A 14,924-nucleotide genomic window follows, 5' to 3' on the forward strand; every position below is an offset into this window, starting at 1 on the left:
AGAAGTACGGCAAGGCCAAGGCCCGCCGCAGCTTCCAGTTCTCGAAGCGCTAACCGCGCGCGAGCACTCGCGTTTGGGAAGGGCGCTTCGGGCAACCGAGGCGCCCTTTCTTTTTGTCCGATCCGCCCCGCGGAGGGAGTTCAGCAGATGGCCCATACAGTCTTCATCGACGGCGAAGCCGGTACGACCGGACTTCAGATCCGCCAGCGGCTGGAAGGCCGCCGCGACCTCGAGATCGTCTCCATCGATCCCGCGCGCCGCAAGGACGCCGACGCCCGCGCCGAACTGCTGAACGGCGTGGACGCGGTGATCCTGTGCCTGCCCGACGATGCGGCCAAGGAAGCGGTGAGCATGGTCACCTCGAACAGCGTCAAGGTGATCGACGCCTCGACCGCATACCGGACCGCCCCGGGCTGGATCTACGGCTTCGCCGAGATGGACCAGCTCCAACGGGCGGCCATCGCCGGCTCGACCAGGGTCAGCAATCCCGGTTGCTATCCGACCGGCTTCATCGGCCTTGTGCGCCCCTTGACCGCCGCCGGCGTGCTGCCGCGGGACTTTCCGGTCACCGTCAACGCCATCTCGGGCTATTCCGGCGGCGGCAAGGGATTGATCGCCGAGTTCGAGGCGCCGGCCCCCGAAGGAACCAACGACGCCTTCCGCACCTACGGCCTGACGCTTGCGCACAAGCATCTCGGCGAGATGCAGACCTATGGCGGCCTCGACCATCCGCCGCTCTTCGCGCCGGCGGTTGGCCGTTACGCGCAGGGCATGATCGTCGAGGTGCCGCTGCAGCTCTGGGCCCTGCCGGGCAAGCCCGAGCCTGAGGACCTGCGCGCGACCCTGGCGGCCGCGTACCAGAGCGAGACCTTCGTCGAGGTCGCCTCGGCCGAGGAGTGCGCCGAGTTTCAGAAGGCCCGGGCCGGGGCGGGCGGCTACAACGCCTCGCTCGATCCCGAGGCCCTGAACGGCAGCAACCGCATGCGGCTTTTCGTGTTCGGCAACGCCGAGCGCGGCCAGGCCCGGCTGGTGGCCCTGCTGGACAATCTGGGCAAGGGCGCCTCGGGCGCGGCGGTGCAGAACCTGAACATCATGCTGGGCCTGCCGGAAGGCGAGGGGCTGTGATCCTGCGGCGGGCGAATCTGGCCGACGCCGGGGAAATCGCCCGCCTGCATCGGCAGGTTATGCGCCTGTCCTTGCACTATCTTCCCGAACTGCACACCGCCGAGGAGGACCGCTGGTTCTTCCGCGAGCGGCTACTGCCCGAGAACGAGACCTGGGTCGCCGAAGCCGGCGGCGCGATCGTCGGCTACGTCGCCTTCAAGCCCGGCTGGATCAGCCACCTCTACATCCACCCCGATCACCAAGGGCGGGGATTGGGAGACCGCCTGCTGACCCAGGCCATGGAGGACGGGACGCCGCGCGAGCTCTGGACCTTCCAGCGTAATGCGCGGGCGCGAGCCTTTTATGAGGCGCGCGGGTTCGTCGCGGTCCGCCTGACGAACGGCGAGGACAACGAAGAGAAGGAACCCGACGTCCTCTACGCCTGGGCCGGCCGGTAGGCTTGCATCCGGACTGCGACAGGAATCGTATCTCGCATATGAGCAAGATCGACCGACGCGCCTTCCTCCTCGGCACCGCCATCGTCGCGCTTCCCGGCGCGACCTTCGCCGCCGCCGATCCATACGCCAACTCGCCATGGCGAAAGCTCAGCGATGCTGACTGGCGCAAGCGGCTGGACATCGCCAGCTACAACGTCCTGCGTAAGGAAGCGACCGAGATGGCGGGCACCAGTCCGCTGAACAAGGAAAAGCGGCGCGGGACCTATGTGTGCCTGGGCTGCGGCCTGCCCCTGTTCAAGTCCGATTGGAAGTATGACAGCGGCACCGGCTGGCCCAGCTTCTACACCGCCATCAAGGGCGCGCTGGGCAAGAAGACCGACTACCTGATCGGCGTCCCCCGCACCGAGTATCACTGCGCCCAGTGCCTGGGGCATCAGGGGCACGTCTTCCCCGACGGGCCGCGTCCGACGGGCCTGCGCTACTGCAACAACGGTGATGCGCTGAAGTTCGTGCCGGCCTAACCTTGGCCGATGGCCACCATCTATTTCCTGACCCACCCGGAGGTCGTGATCGACCCTGCGGTCCCGATCCCGCGATGGCCATTGTCGGAACTCGGCCGCCGCCGGATGGCGCGCTTCCTCGAAGCGCCGGCGCTGGCCGACCTCGTGGCCGTCTATTCGAGCGACGAGCAGAAGGCGCTGGATGGAGCGGAGATGGCGGCCGATGTCCTGGGCGTAACTTATGGCGTCGATCCGGAGTTGGGCGAGAACGACCGGTCAGCGACGGGATACCTGCCGCCAGTCGAGTTCTGGCCGCTGGTCGAGCTCTTCTTCGCCCGGCCGGATGAGAATGTGCGGGGCTGGGAGAGCGCACGCGCGGCCCAGGCCCGGATCGTGCGCGCCTTCAACCGTGCGGCGGAGCAGGCGCCGCCGGGCGACCTGTTGATCGTCTCGCACGGCGGCGTAGGGCGTCTGCTCGCCGCGCATCTTGCCGGAGTCGAGATCGGCCAGGAGGACCGTCCGGCCCATCCGGGCGGGGGGTGCTGGCTGGAGATCGACCGGGAACGGCGGGCGATCACGCGGACCTGGCAGGCGATCGCCGACGACTAGGGGTTCCTCAGGGCCGCCAGCACGTGATCTACGCCGCGCAGGACGGCGTCGGAGTGAGCGAGGCCCAACAAGGTGGTGTGCGTCGCCGCCGGATCGTTCTCATAATAGCCGGCGCGCGAATTGCGTTCGGGGGCGCGGCGAGCCTCGTCCCAGCCGGGAAAACGGCGTGGATCACCAGCGGTGATGACCGCCACCGGCCATTTCGGGTCAAGGGCGACGGCACGGGCCTGGAGCGCGCCCTCCGGCCAAACCAGGACCTCGGCCGCCGCAGTGCGCGCATGGCGGCCAGAAACGAAGGCATGGCGCTTTTCAGCCCGCCCTTGTGGGGGCAGTCCGATGCGGTCGCCCACGTAGTAAGCGACCTTGGTAAGCCCGAGCGTCCCTGCGACCGCGGTGGCGCGGGCGACGTTGCGCACCCGCTGCAGAAAGGTCTGCGCCGCCGGCGCGTCGGCCATTTCCGGCGTCGTGGCGTCCAGCAGCACGAGACCGGCGACCTGTCCCGGATGGTCGCCCGCGTAAAGGCGAACATGCTGGCCGGCCATGGAATGCCCCATGAAGACGAACGGCCCGCGCTCGCCCGACGCCGCGATCAGCTTCTCCAGGTCGGCGGCGATGGCGGCGCTGTCGCGCGGAGCCGGCCCCGGATCGGAAAAGCCCATCCCCGCGCGATCATAAGCGCACGAGCGCAAGCCCCGTTCGGCCAGGCGCTGCTGGAGGGCGGCGAAGTCGGCGGCGAGCCCCCAGGCGCCGGCCTCCATCCAGATCACCGGCTGGTCGGACCGCGGGCCATGGCAGACGAGCCGCAGGTCGCGGCCGCCGATATCGACGAAGCGGCCGCTGGGCTCGAACTGTCCGGCTAGCGCGACCAGTGCGAGGCCGCCGCCGATCCAGGCGGCGAGCAGGACGGCGAGACTGAGCGCGATAATCTTCAGCATGTTTCCCCGACGCCCCCGCTTAGGAGAGGCGGGCGCGTCGGGGACCACGCTAGCGCTTGGCGCGGCGACGGCCTAGGCCGGCCGGCGGAAAACGAAGCGGGAGCTAGGCGGCTAGGATTTCACCTTCACGTAGGAGCCAGGTGCGTCCTCGATGGGCGGATACTTGCCCTTGGCCGGATCGCGGGCGGGAACCAGCTTGCCGGACTTTTCCCGCAGCCATTCGGCCCAGTGCGGCCACCAGGAGCCGGGCGCCTCGGTCGCCCCGGCCGCCCACTCCTCAAGGCTGCCGGGCAGGGCGGGGTTGGTCCAATGCTGGTACTTCTTGGCCACCGGAGCGTTGATCACGCCGGCGATATGACCTGAGCCCGCCATGGTGAAGGTGACCGGCCCGCCGAACAACTGCGCGCCGCGATAGACCGACCTGGCCGGGGCGATGTGATCCTCCTTCGAGGACTGCACATAGACCGGGGTCTTCACGTTCTTGAGGTCGAGCTTGACGTTGTCGAGCACGAGCTCGCCCTTGGAGAGCGCGTTGTCGCCATAGAACTTGCGCAGATAGAACAGGTGCAGCGCCTTGGGCATACGCGTCTGGTCGGAATTCCAGAACAGCAGGTCGAAGGGCTTGGGTTCCTTGCCCATCAGGTAGTTGTTGACGAAGAACGACCAGATCAGGTCGTTGGCGCGAAGCGAATTGAACGTCTCGGCCATGGCCTGGCCCGAGAGCACGCCGCCGGCGGCGTCCATCTGCTTTTCGAGATCGTTCAGCCAGTCCTCGTTGGTGAACAGCAGCAGGTCGCCGGCCTCGGCGAAGTCCTGCTGGGCCGCGAAGAACGTCGCCGAGGAGATGCGCTGGTCGTTCTTGGCGGCCATGTGCGCCAGTGTCGACGAGAGCAGGGTGCCGCCGATGCAGTAGCCGACCGTGTTGATCCGATCGACCCCGGCCTGGGCCATGGCGACGTCCGTCGCCTCGTAGATGCCCTGGCGCATGTAGTCTTCGAAGGTCTTCGCCGCGAGTTCGGTGCTGGGATTGACCCACGAGGCGACGAAGACCGTGAAGCCCTGGCCGGTCAACCAGCGGATCATCGAATTCTCAGGCCGCAGATCGAGGATGTAGAACTTGTTGATCCAGGGCGGGAAGATCAGCAGCGGGATCTCGTGCACCTGCTCGGTCGTCGGATCGAACTGCAGCAGCTGCAGTATCTCGTTCTGGAAGATCACCTTGCCCGGCGCGGTGGCGACGTTCTCGCCGATCTTGAACATCTGATAGTCGGTCTGGCTGATCGCCAGTTGACCGCCGCCACGGGCCAGGTCCTCGGCGAAGTTCTCCATACCCTTGACGATGGATTCGCCGCGGCTTTGCATCGCCTCGCGCAGGGCCGCCGGGTTGGAAGCCAGGAAGTTCGACGGCGAGAAGGCGTCGGTGAGCATCTTCATGAAGAACTCGACCCGGCGCTTGGTCATCGGGTCGACGCCCTCGACGTCGGACACCAGACCGTTCAGCCAGTTCGAGGTCAGCAGGTAGGACTGCTTGATGACGTCGAAAACCGGATTCTCGACCCAATCGGGATCGTTAAACCGCTTGTCGCCGCGCTCGGGCGTGACGACCGGCTCGACGGCTTCGCCCCCGGCGCGACGCGCCGAACGCTGCCACAGGTCCAGATAACGCTGGAAGAGGTCGGCCTGGGCGCGGACCAGCCGGTCCGGCTGCGAGACCAGGCGCCCCATCACGTCGGTGAGCGCGGGAGCGACATGGAAGGGGTCGGCCTGCAGCCCGGCTGGGCGCTCCGCCTGGCGCAAGGCGGCCTCGGCGATCGCGCCCTGGGCGGTCAGCGCCGCGCGCGCAAGATTCGACGAGAGCTTCTCGATCATGTCGCGCTGATCCGAGGTGAGCTGTTCCAGCGGCTCGGGCCTGGCCGCGGCGGGCGGCGGTTCAGCGGGCGTTTCGGGAGGCGGGACGGTCTTTTCGACCTTGGCGGCGACCTTCTCGGCCTTTTCCGCCGCCTTGGACTTCTTCTTCCCCTTGGGCTTGGTCGGCGCCGCTGCCTGGTCGCTCATGCCCATTTTCCTCCCGCACTTAAAGTTGCTTGGGGCTCGGAGCGCCGACGCTCTTTCGCCCGAAGCGATCATGGCATAAGACCGGCAAGGAAATGAACGCGTCGCTTCGACTTTTCGCAAAACTGTCAGCCGGCCGCGCCCGCGGGGGCGTCGCGGCCTGTGTCGCGCTGGGCGCGCTGCTGGGCGGATGCGCCGGCAACCCGTTCGCCGAGGCGCCGATCGATCCGGCCTCGCCGGTGGCCGAGGACGTCTCGCGCATGGTCAAGGCTTCGCGCCAGGATCCGACCTTCGCGTCGATCCCGCCCGTCCCGAAGGAAGAGCGCAAGCTCGCCGACTGGGGCAAGGCGGCCGACCAGCTCGAGATCGCGGGCGCCAAGCTCGATCGCGAAACCGCGCCGAACACCTGGACCCTGACCGGCACTGAGGGCTTTGCCGCGCGCGCTCGCTCGCAGGCCGGTCCGGACCTCGACACCAGCACGTCGACGACGACGGCCAGCGAGGCGTTCGCCAAGGAGCTGCGGGAGCGAGCTACACCGCCTCCGTCGCCCAGGTAATGCGGCAGGCGGGGGCAGAAATCACCTTGAACCTGCTTGGCTGACCCCGTCGCGGGGGCTATCCATGCGCGACTTCAGCTCCCCATCGCCGCGGCGTCGCGGCCAGAGCTCAACATGACTCCCGAATTCCACCGTATCCGCCGGCTGCCGCCCTACGTCTTCGAAGAAGTCAATCGCATCAAGGCGCGGCTGCGCGCGGAAGGCGTCGACATCATCGACTTCGGCATGGGCAATCCCGACATGCCGACGCCCAAGCACATCGTCGACAAGATGATCGAGACGGCCCGAGACCCCAAGGCGGGCCGCTATTCCGCCTCCAAGGGCATTCCTGGCCTGCGCAAGGCCATGGCCGGCTACTACAAGAAGCGCTTCGGCGTCGACCTGAACCCGGACACCGAGGTCATCGCGACGCTGGGCTCCAAGGAAGGCTTCGCCAATCTGGCCCAGGCGCTGACCGCGCCGGGCGACGTGGTCATCTGCCCGAACCCGGCCTACCCGATCCACGCCTACGGCTTCATCATGGCCGGCGGGGTGATCCGCCACGTGCCGGCGCCTTCGCCAGAAGAGTACCTGGCCGGCATCAGCCGGGCCGTGAAGCACTCGGCCCCGCCGCCCAGCGTGCTGATCCTGTCCTACCCGTCGAACCCGACGGCGCAATGGGTCGATCTCGACTTCTACAAGGAGGCGGTCGCCCTGGCGAAGAAGCACGAGATGCTCGTGCTGTCCGACATCGCCTATTCGGAGATCTACTTCGAGGACAACCCGCCGCCGTCGATCCTGCAGGTCGAGGGCGCAAAGGATATCGCGGTCGAGGTCAACTCGCTGTCCAAGACCTACGCCATGGCGGGCTGGCGCGTCGGGATGGTGGTGGGCAATGCGCGGATGTGCGCGGCGCTGGCGCGGGTTAAGTCGTATCTCGACTATGGCGCCTACACCCCCATCCAGGTCGCCGCGGCTGCGGCGCTGAACGGGCCGCAGGACTGCGTCGACGAGATCCGCGCGATCTATAAGAGTCGCCGCGACACCCTGGTTTCGTCCATGCAGCGCGCCGGCTGGGACATTCCAGCGCCGCCGGCCTCGATGTTCGCCTGGGCGCCGCTGCCGGAACAGTTCAAGGAAGCCGGCTCGATGCTGTTCGCCAAGCTGCTGATCGAGGAGGCCGGAGTCGCGGTCGCCCCGGGCGTGGCGTTCGGCGAGTACGGAGAAGGCTACGTGCGCATCGGCCTGGTGGAGAACGAGCACCGGATCCGGCAGGCGGCGCGCAACATGAAGAAGTTTCTGGCCAACGCCGAGGACATCCTCGGCCGGGCCCACAACACCATGGCGGCGCAATGAGTAAGACTGAGTGGCGCGTCGGCGTCGCGGGCCTGGGCACGGTCGGCGGCGGCCTGCTGAATTTCCTGTCGGACCGGGCGGGCTTCGCGCCCGCCGGAGGGCAGGCCGTCGTGACGGGCGTCTCGGCCCGCTCGCGCTCCCGGCCGCGTCCGTTCGATATCTCGAATCTGCCCTGGTATGACGACCCGGTCGAACTGGCCAAGTCGCCCGACGTCGACATCTTCGTCGAGCTGATAGGCGGCTCCGACGGCCCCGCCAAGGCGGCCGTCGAGGCGGCGCTGAACGCCGGCAAGCCGGTCGTGACCGCCAACAAGGCGCTGATCGCCGAGCACGGGGCCGAACTCGCCGCCCTGGCCGAATCCAAGGGCGTGCCGCTGCTGTTCGAGGCCGCGGTCATGGGCGGCACCCCGGCGGTGAAGATGCTGCGCGAGGCGATGGTCGGCGACGACGTGAAGTCGGTGGCCGGCATCCTCAACGGCACCTGCAACTACATCCTGTCGGAAATGGACGCCGGCGGCCGCTCGTTCGCCGACGTGCTGTCGGAAGCCCAGCGGCTGGGCTACGCCGAGGCCGACCCCACCATGGATGTCGGCGGCTTCGACGCCGCCCACAAGATCTCGATCCTGGCGGCGCTGGCCTTCGGCTGCGCGCCGAACTACGCCGCCGCCGAGATCGAGGGCATCGACCAGGTCGCCCTGCTGGACATCCAGCTGGCCAAGGACCTCGGCTACAAGATCAAGCTGATCGCCTCGGCCAACCGCTCGGACGAGGGTGTGCTGGTGCGCGTGCATCCGACCCTGGTCGCCCAGAAGCATCCGCTGGCCCAGGCAGGCGGCGCGCTCAACGCGCTCTATATCGAGGGCACCCGGATCGGGACGATCTTCATCCAGGGGCCGGGCGCCGGCTCGGGGCCGACCGCTGCGGCGGTCGCCGCCGACATCGCCGACGTGATGACCAACGCCAAGCGGCCGGTGTTCCAGGCCCCGGCCGGCACGCTGAAGCCCTTCACGCCGGTCGATCCGGCCAAGAGCGTCAGCCGCGCCTACCTGCGTTTCATGGTCAAGGACGAGCCGGGGGTCATCGCCGCCGTGTCGGAGACCCTGGCCGAGGCCGGCGTCTCCATCGAGAGCTTCCTGCAGAAGCCGGTCGAGAACGCCGACGGCGTGCCGATCGTGCTGACCACCCATGCCGTGTCCGAGGCCGTGCTGACGGCGGCGATCGACCGCATCGCCAACCTTTCGGCGGTGCTGGAAAGACCGCGCCTCTTGCGGATCGCCCGCATATAAGAATCCAACGATAATCTGCGCCCTTCACGGCGCTGGGAGAGACAGATGAGTTCGGAAGTTCTGGATCGCGGGCTGGTCCTCGACTCGGTCCGTGTGACGGAGATCGCCGCCATCGCTGCTTGGAAGCTGGTGGGACGCGGCGACGAGAAGGCCGCCGACCAGGCGGCGGTCGACGCCATGCGCACCGCGCTGAACGACCTCGACATCGACGGCGAGATCGTCATCGGCGAGGGCGAGCGCGACGAGGCGCCGATGCTCTACATCGGGGAGAAGGTCGGCACCGGGAAGGGCCCGGCGATCGACATCGCCCTCGATCCGCTGGAAGGCACGACGCTGACCGCCAAGGCCATGGCCAACGCCCTGGCCGTGATGGCCTGGGCGCCCAAGGGCAGCCTGCTGAACGCGCCCGACACCTACATGGACAAGATCGCCTGCGGGCCGGGCTATCCGGCCGGCGTGATCGACCTCGACAAGTCGCCGGCCGACAACGTCAAGGCCCTGGCCGAAGCCAAGGGCGTCGATCCGGAAGAGATCACCGTCTGCGTGCTGGACCGTCCGCGCCATGCCGAGATCATCGCCTCGGTGCGCTCGGTCGGCGCGCGGGTCTATCTGATCACCGACGGCGACGTGGCCGGGGTGATCAACACCTCTGACCCGACGACCGGCGTCGACCTCTATATCGGCCAGGGCGGCGCGCCCGAGGGCGTGCTGGCCTGCGCGGCCCTGAAGTGCGTCGGCGGCCAGTTCCAGGGCCGTCTGGTGTTCCGCAACGCTGACGAAAAGGCGCGGGCGGCCCGGGTGGGGATCACCGACTTCGACAAGAAATACGACCTGCATGAAATGGTGCGCGCCGACGCGATCTTCGCAGCCACAGGCGTCACCAACGGCGCCCTGCTGGACGGCGTGGCCTATGAGGACGGCTTCGTCCACACCCACACGCTGGTCATGAACTCCTCGACCCGCACCGTGCGCGAAGTGCGGATGAAGCGGCCGGTCTAGAGCGTGACAGCTTCAAGTGGAAGCCGGTTGAAGCGTCCGTCACGCTCTATGCGTAAGAAGGTAGACCCTTTTTGCCCGGTTCAGGTGAAGCCACCTGAACCGGAAAGGGTCTAGGATCGTGCCCGACAGGGCGGCCGCCGCCGGCTACCTGGGAGTCGCCCGATCGCTGACCGGACGCGCCTGGCGCGAGCGGCCGGCCGATCCCGAGACCGTGCGCCGCCATCAGCTCGCGCTGGGGCTCTCGGAGCCGCTGGCGCGGGCGCTGGCCTCGCGCGGCGTCGCGGCCGACGGCGGCGAGACCTATCTCAATCCGACGCTGAAGGCGCAGTTTCCCGATCCGTCGAGCTTCCTCGACATGGACCTGGCCGCGCGGGTGCTGATCGACGCCCTGTTGGCCGACCGGCCGATGACGGTCTTCGCCGACTACGACGTCGACGGGGCGTCCAGCGCCGCCCAGCTGGTGCGCTGGTTCCGACTGATGGGCAAGGAACTGCCCATCTACGTTCCGGACCGGATGACCGAGGGCTATGGCCCGTCGCCGGCCGCCTTCCGCAAGATCCGCGACTCCGGCGTCGAACTGGTGGTCACGGTCGACTGCGGCGCGGCGGCCTACGAGGCCCTGGCCTGCGCCAAGGAAATCGGCCTGGAGGTCGTGGTCATCGACCACCACCTGATGCGCGACCAGATCCCGGACGTCGCGGCCCTGGTGAACCCGAACCGGCCCGGCTGCACGTCGGGGCAGGGCGTGCTGGCGGCTGCAGGGGTCGCCTTCGTGCTGCTGGCGGCCCTGAATCGCGAGGCGCGGGGCAGGGGACTGTTCGAAGGTCGCGCCGAGCCCGACCTGCGCCAGTGGCTGGATCTGGCCGCCCTGGGGGCGATCTGCGACGTCACCCAGCTGGTGGGCTTCAATCGAGCCCTGACCGCTCAGGGCCTGAAAGTGATGTCGGCCTGGCGCAATCCGGGCCTGAAGGCTCTGCTGGAGGTCGCCAAGGGCTCGGGACCGGCCAGTGTGTTCCACGCCGGCTTCATCCTGGGGCCGCGGATCAACGCCGGAGGGCGGATCGGCAGGTCCGACCTCGGCGCGCGCCTGCTGTCGACCGACGATCCCGAGGAGGCCGCGGTCCTGGCCGCCGAACTCGACGCGCTCAACGCCTCGCGCAAGGAGGTCGAGAAGGAGATCCTCGAAGAGGCGATCCGGATCATCGACCGCGAGAGCAACCAGGCCGACGCGCCGCTGGCCCTGGTCGCCGCCGACGATTGGCACCCCGGGGTGATCGGCATCGTCGCCAGCCGCCTGCGCGAGCGCTATCGCAAGCCGACCCTGGTCATCGGGATCGACCGGGCGGCCAATGTCGGCAAGGGCTCGGGCCGCTCGCAACCGGGCGTAAACCTGGGCCGGGCAGTGCAGGCGGCCTTCGAGGAAGGGCTGCTGCTGGCCGGGGGCGGCCACGCCATGGCTGCGGGCCTCTCCGTGCGGCCCGAAATGATTCCAGACCTGCGGGCCTTCCTGAACGAACGCATCGCCGCGGAGGCCGAGGCGGCCGCCGCTGAGGATGCGCTGGACATCGATGCGCTGGTCACCGCGGGCGGGGCCGACAGGGGGCTCTACAGCGCCTTCCAGAGGCTCGCTCCGTTCGGCCCGGGCAATCCCGAGCCGATGTTCGCCGCGGCCAACGTGCGGATCGAGCGACCGATGGCCCTGCGCGGCGGGCATGTTCGCGTCACCTTGACAGACGGCTCGGGGGGACGCCTGAAGGCCGTCGCCTGGCGTGCGGAGGACACTGAGCTGGGCAAGGCGTTGCTCGGCGGCGCATCAGCGCTGCACGTGGCCGGCAAGCTCAAGCCCGACGACTGGCAGGGGCGCGAAAGCGTCGAACTGGAGATCGAGGACGTCGCCGATCCCCGCCGGGTTGGCTGAGCGCGGCTTGACCGCCCCGCCGCGAGGTCTGCAACCTGCGGTCATGACAACGGCGCAGAGCGATGGGGCCGAAAGATGGGCCAGGGGGCATGTCGTGCCCATCCGCCACGTCCAGGACGGCGTGGTGCGCTTCTGCGAGGCCGTCGGGCGGGCGGCGGAATCGTCACCTTCGATCGCTCGCTCGATATCGTGATCGACCCAGACCGCCGCTGGCGCTGGAAGGACGAGGACCACTTCGAACACATCCAACGGTTCGGCTGGATCAGCGCGCAGCACGCCGCCGAATTGCGCTCCGTCGGGCTGGAGGTGATCGCGGACGTCGAGGCCGGACGCCCGCCGTTCGACGACGCCTGGATCGACTTTGCGCCGGACCTGGCTTGGCCCAGCCCCGAACTGCCCGATGATTGGAGCCGCGCGCCGGACTGAAATCCAAGCGCCACCACGGTTTTTCGGGCTCGCATAACGACGTGCTGAAAAAGGTTCGTGCAAGGCGCTTGCGCACCCCCGGAATCGCCTTTATAGACCCCGCTCTCGCCGACGCGGTCCCTTCGTCTATCGGTTAGGACGCCAGGTTTTCAACCTGGAGAGAGGGGTTCGACTCCCCTAGGGACTGCCATCGCGAGCCTCTCCAAAACAATGCAAACGCGTGAAACACGACCCTCGCGTGCGCGGGTTGCAAAATGCCCCATTGACGGCACTGGCAAGACAAGAACAGTGTTATAGTTGGCCATTATCCGAAAGGATCGGGGGGAGACCGGGCCAGAGGGGCAGATGTCTGGTTACGAATACGAGGGAGTAGGTCCACACGAAGAATCCGTGCGGATCAGCGGGCGTGTGAAGTGGTTCGACGCCGGCAAAGGGTATGGTTTCGTCGTTCCTGACGACCCCAATCAAACGGGGCTCAAGGACGTTTTGCTTCACGTGACAAGTTTACGGAACTCCGGGCGCGAAAGCGCGCTGGAAGGCGCCGTGATCGTCTGTGACGTGATCCGGCGTCCGAAGGGGTGGCAGGTGTCCGAGGTGCTGGAGGTGGACGAAAGCGCCGCTCCGCCGCCCTCCGATCGCCGACGCCACGACGACCATGGGCGACGCGATGGTTTCGACCGCGGCGGAGGCGGATTCCGCCAGGCCGCGCGCCGACCGCTCGCGCCCCGCGGACCTTTGGAACGCGCCAAGGTGAAGTGGTTCAATCGCGCCAAGGGCTACGGTTTCGTGGTCCGCGACGGCGAGAGCGGCGACATCTTCGTGCACATCGAGACGCTGAGACGGTCGGGGATCGAGGATCTCCAGCCCGGCGACGACGTCATGGTGCGGTTCGCAGAAGGGCCCAAGGGTCTGGTGGTCGCAGAGATCGAGTCCGTGGGTCTGGCCTGAGCCGATGGCCGCGGGCGGATAAGCCCGCGATTTCGAAAAGAGCTCTCGTCAAACGGCGGAGCGCGATATGCATCGCGCTCTGTGACCCACAGCCTCGGAGCGTTCCGGTGCAATCCAAACTGTGGCCGCGTCGCGGCCTGAGCGTGCTCGCAGGCGCACTGGCCTTGCTGGCCGCCTGCGCGCAGCAGCCTTCGGCCCAACCTGCGCGGGAGCCGCCCCCGCCTGCCGTCGCTCAGCCTGGCCCCAAAAGCGCCAGTGGCGCGGTAGGGGAGGCGCCTGCGGGCTTCGAGGCGCTGGAAGCGGTGACCCAACAGGGCCGCACCCGATTCTTCGTCGAGATCGCCGACAACGACGCCGAGCGGGAAAAGGGCCTGATGTTCCGCAAGGTTGTCCCGCCGGATCGCGGCATGCTGTTCGACTTCAAGACGCCGCGCGAGGTGGCGTTCTGGATGAAGAACACCCTGATCCCGCTGGACATCATCTATATCCAGGCCGACGGCACCGTGCTGTCGATCGCACGCAACACCACGCCGCTCTCCGAAGCTCCGATCCCGTCGGGCGGTCCGGTCGTCGGCGTGCTGGAGCTGGCGGGCGGCCGGGCGGCCGAGATCGGCCTGCTGCCCGGCGACAAGATCGAGCATCGGATCTTCAAGCGTGGCTGACCCCGACGCCGTTCCCGAACCGCCGCCCGGCTTCGTGCCCTCCGGCAGCCGCGGCCCGTTCTCAAGTCACAACGGCCCCTATTTCCACAGAGCCGAGATGGGCGAGACGACGGAGCAGGCCTTCTTCGCCCTGCCGCGGCACGCCAACGGCCTGGGCCTGGTCCATGGCGGCATGCTGACCGCGTTCCTGGACGGGCTGATGGGCGCGGCCGTCTATCGCTCAGTGCGACAGACGGCGGTGACGATCCACCTCTCAGTCGATTTCCTGCACATGGCGCGGGTCGGCGAGTGGGTAATGGGCGAGGCGAAGGTCACCCGGGCGACGCGCGACGTCGCCTTCGTGGAGGCCCGGGCTCACGTAGCGGGGACCGACGTCGTGCGTGGCTCGGGCGTCTTCAAGCTGATGCGTCGGCACGGCTAAGCCGGGCCGCGAGGCTTTGTGCAATTGCGGGAAAGGCCAAAGCCTTATATCCCCCCCGCGCACCGGCGCCTTTCGGGGTGTAGCGCAGTCTGGTAGCGCATCTGCTTTGGGAGCAGAGGGTCGCAGGTTCAAATCCTGCCGCCCCGACCAGCGCCGGTTAGAATCTATTGAGGGTCCGCATGCTCGCGCGCATCTATCGTCCGGCCAAGAACGCCATGCAGTCCGGCAAGGCCAAGACCAAGGATTGGGTGCTCGAGTTCGAGCCCGCCTCCGCCCGCCGTTCGGATCCGCTGATGGGCTGGACGCTGACCAACGACATGAACGGCCAGATCCGCCTGTCCTTCGAGACCAGCGACGAGGCGGTCGCCTACGCCCAGGCCCACGGCATCGCGTTCCAGATCACCGAGCCGAAGACCCCCAAGCGCATCATCAAGGCCTATGCGGACAACTTCGCCTATGGCCGCAAACAGCCCTGGACCCACTAGAGGCCCATCGCGGGCGCCCATAGCTCAACCGGACCGCCTTCTGAGCGGACGTTGCGCCGAGCCGCTCGCCGTGTCCGCATTAGACTTTCTAGAGACTGCGCCGCTAGACTCCGGTCACCGTGTGGTCACCAAGCGCCCATAGCTCAACCGGATAGAGCATCCGCCTTCTAAGCGGACGGTTGCAGGTTCGAGTCCTGCTGGGCGCGCCAATTTGGGAGCAGTACGTAGA

Annotated in this window: 16 protein-coding genes and 3 tRNA genes; 17 read left to right on the top strand and 2 right to left on the bottom strand. The window is 67.8% G+C overall.

The annotated features are described in order from the left end of the window. Nucleotides 1-147 precede the first annotated feature (147 nt). Genes argC through ACE3T2_RS15415 form a run of 4 tightly spaced genes read left to right on the top strand, consistent with a single transcriptional unit; the run spans nucleotide 148 to nucleotide 2,671 of the window. Complete coding sequence (gene argC, locus ACE3T2_RS15400; RefSeq protein WP_374658872.1) at nucleotides 148-1,125, top strand: N-acetyl-gamma-glutamyl-phosphate reductase; 978 nt, start codon at nucleotides 148-150, stop codon at nucleotides 1,123-1,125. Then, a complete protein-coding gene (locus ACE3T2_RS15405) occupies nucleotides 1,122-1,562 on the top strand; it encodes an N-acetyltransferase family protein (protein ID WP_374658874.1) in 441 nt (146 codons plus the stop codon). Before argC ends, ACE3T2_RS15405 begins: the two co-directional genes overlap by 4 nt. A 38-nt stretch (nucleotides 1,563-1,600) precedes the next feature. Further along, the gene (gene msrB / locus ACE3T2_RS15410) at nucleotides 1,601-2,083 is read left to right on the top strand and encodes a peptide-methionine (R)-S-oxide reductase MsrB (RefSeq protein WP_374658876.1); all 483 of its coding nucleotides are present in this window, start codon (nucleotides 1,601-1,603) and stop codon (nucleotides 2,081-2,083) included. Nucleotides 2,084-2,092: 9 nt separating this feature from the next. Continuing rightward, nucleotides 2,093-2,671, top strand: a complete 579-nt coding sequence (locus tag ACE3T2_RS15415; RefSeq protein ID WP_374658878.1) for a histidine phosphatase family protein — start codon at nucleotides 2,093-2,095, stop codon at nucleotides 2,669-2,671. Here ACE3T2_RS15415 and ACE3T2_RS15420 read toward each other — a convergent pair. Both ACE3T2_RS15420 and phaC read right to left on the bottom strand, forming a co-directional pair. After that, nucleotides 2,668-3,606 carry an alpha/beta fold hydrolase gene (locus ACE3T2_RS15420; RefSeq protein ID WP_374658880.1) on the bottom strand — a complete coding sequence of 313 codons (939 nt, stop codon included), beginning with the start codon at nucleotides 3,604-3,606 and terminating at the stop codon, nucleotides 2,668-2,670. The two genes, ACE3T2_RS15415 and ACE3T2_RS15420, sit on opposite strands and share 4 nt — an antisense overlap. Nucleotides 3,607-3,717: 111 nt before the next feature. Next, a complete protein-coding gene (gene phaC / locus ACE3T2_RS15425; protein WP_374658882.1) occupies nucleotides 3,718-5,661 on the bottom strand; it encodes a class I poly(R)-hydroxyalkanoic acid synthase in 1,944 nt (647 codons plus the stop codon). A gap of 92 nt (nucleotides 5,662-5,753) precedes the next feature. On the opposite strand from phaC, the gene ACE3T2_RS15430 reads away from it, so the two are divergent. The 13 genes from ACE3T2_RS15430 (at nucleotide 5,754) to ACE3T2_RS15490 (ending at nucleotide 14,904) form a co-directional block, all read left to right on the top strand. Then, nucleotides 5,754-6,215: a hypothetical protein gene (locus ACE3T2_RS15430; RefSeq protein WP_374658884.1), complete on the top strand. Its 462-nt coding sequence runs from the start codon at nucleotides 5,754-5,756 to the stop codon at nucleotides 6,213-6,215. 114 nt (nucleotides 6,216-6,329) lie between these two features. Beyond that, entirely contained in the window at nucleotides 6,330-7,550 is a 1,221-nt protein-coding gene (locus ACE3T2_RS15435; RefSeq protein ID WP_374658886.1) for an LL-diaminopimelate aminotransferase, read from the top strand. After that, on the top strand, nucleotides 7,547-8,836 hold the full coding sequence (locus ACE3T2_RS15440; RefSeq protein WP_374658888.1) for a homoserine dehydrogenase: 1,290 nt from the start codon (nucleotides 7,547-7,549) through the stop codon (nucleotides 8,834-8,836). The genes ACE3T2_RS15435 and ACE3T2_RS15440 overlap by 4 nt, the downstream gene beginning before the upstream one ends. 45 nt (nucleotides 8,837-8,881) lie before the next feature. Further along, a complete protein-coding gene (glpX, locus tag ACE3T2_RS15445) occupies nucleotides 8,882-9,835 on the top strand; it encodes a class II fructose-bisphosphatase (protein ID WP_374658890.1) in 954 nt (317 codons plus the stop codon). Nucleotides 9,836-9,953: 118 nt separating this feature from the next. Then, nucleotides 9,954-11,753 (top strand): single-stranded-DNA-specific exonuclease RecJ, encoded by a 1,800-nt coding sequence (gene recJ / locus ACE3T2_RS15450; protein WP_374658892.1) that lies wholly within the window; start codon nucleotides 9,954-9,956, stop codon nucleotides 11,751-11,753. A gap of 189 nt (nucleotides 11,754-11,942) precedes the next feature. Continuing rightward, entirely contained in the window at nucleotides 11,943-12,179 is a 237-nt protein-coding gene (locus tag ACE3T2_RS15455; protein WP_374658894.1) for a hypothetical protein, read from the top strand. Nucleotides 12,180-12,294: 115 nt separating this feature from the next. Then, nucleotides 12,295-12,369, top strand: a tRNA-Glu gene (locus tag ACE3T2_RS15460). A gap of 155 nt (nucleotides 12,370-12,524) precedes the next feature. Beyond that, nucleotides 12,525-13,127, top strand: coding sequence for a cold-shock protein (locus ACE3T2_RS15465; RefSeq protein ID WP_374658896.1), 603 nt, complete (start codon nucleotides 12,525-12,527; stop codon nucleotides 13,125-13,127). A gap of 107 nt (nucleotides 13,128-13,234) precedes the next feature. Then, nucleotides 13,235-13,789 carry a DUF192 domain-containing protein gene (locus ACE3T2_RS15470; protein ID WP_374658898.1) on the top strand — a complete coding sequence of 185 codons (555 nt, stop codon included), beginning with the start codon at nucleotides 13,235-13,237 and terminating at the stop codon, nucleotides 13,787-13,789. Beyond that, a complete protein-coding gene (locus ACE3T2_RS15475; RefSeq protein WP_374658900.1) occupies nucleotides 13,782-14,210 on the top strand; it encodes a PaaI family thioesterase in 429 nt (142 codons plus the stop codon). The genes ACE3T2_RS15470 and ACE3T2_RS15475 overlap by 8 nt, the downstream gene beginning before the upstream one ends. Nucleotides 14,211-14,283: 73 nt before the next feature. Beyond that, nucleotides 14,284-14,360, top strand: a tRNA-Pro gene (locus tag ACE3T2_RS15480). A 29-nt stretch (nucleotides 14,361-14,389) separates the two neighbouring features. Next, nucleotides 14,390-14,695 carry an ETC complex I subunit gene (locus ACE3T2_RS15485; protein WP_374658902.1) on the top strand — a complete coding sequence of 102 codons (306 nt, stop codon included), beginning with the start codon at nucleotides 14,390-14,392 and terminating at the stop codon, nucleotides 14,693-14,695. Between the two features lie 132 nt (nucleotides 14,696-14,827). Continuing rightward, nucleotides 14,828-14,904 (top strand) — tRNA-Arg (locus tag ACE3T2_RS15490). Nucleotides 14,905-14,924 lie beyond the last annotated feature (20 nt).

It is taken from the genome of Phenylobacterium sp. (assembly GCF_041919955.1).
GTDB lineage: Bacteria > Pseudomonadota > Alphaproteobacteria > Caulobacterales > Caulobacteraceae > Phenylobacterium.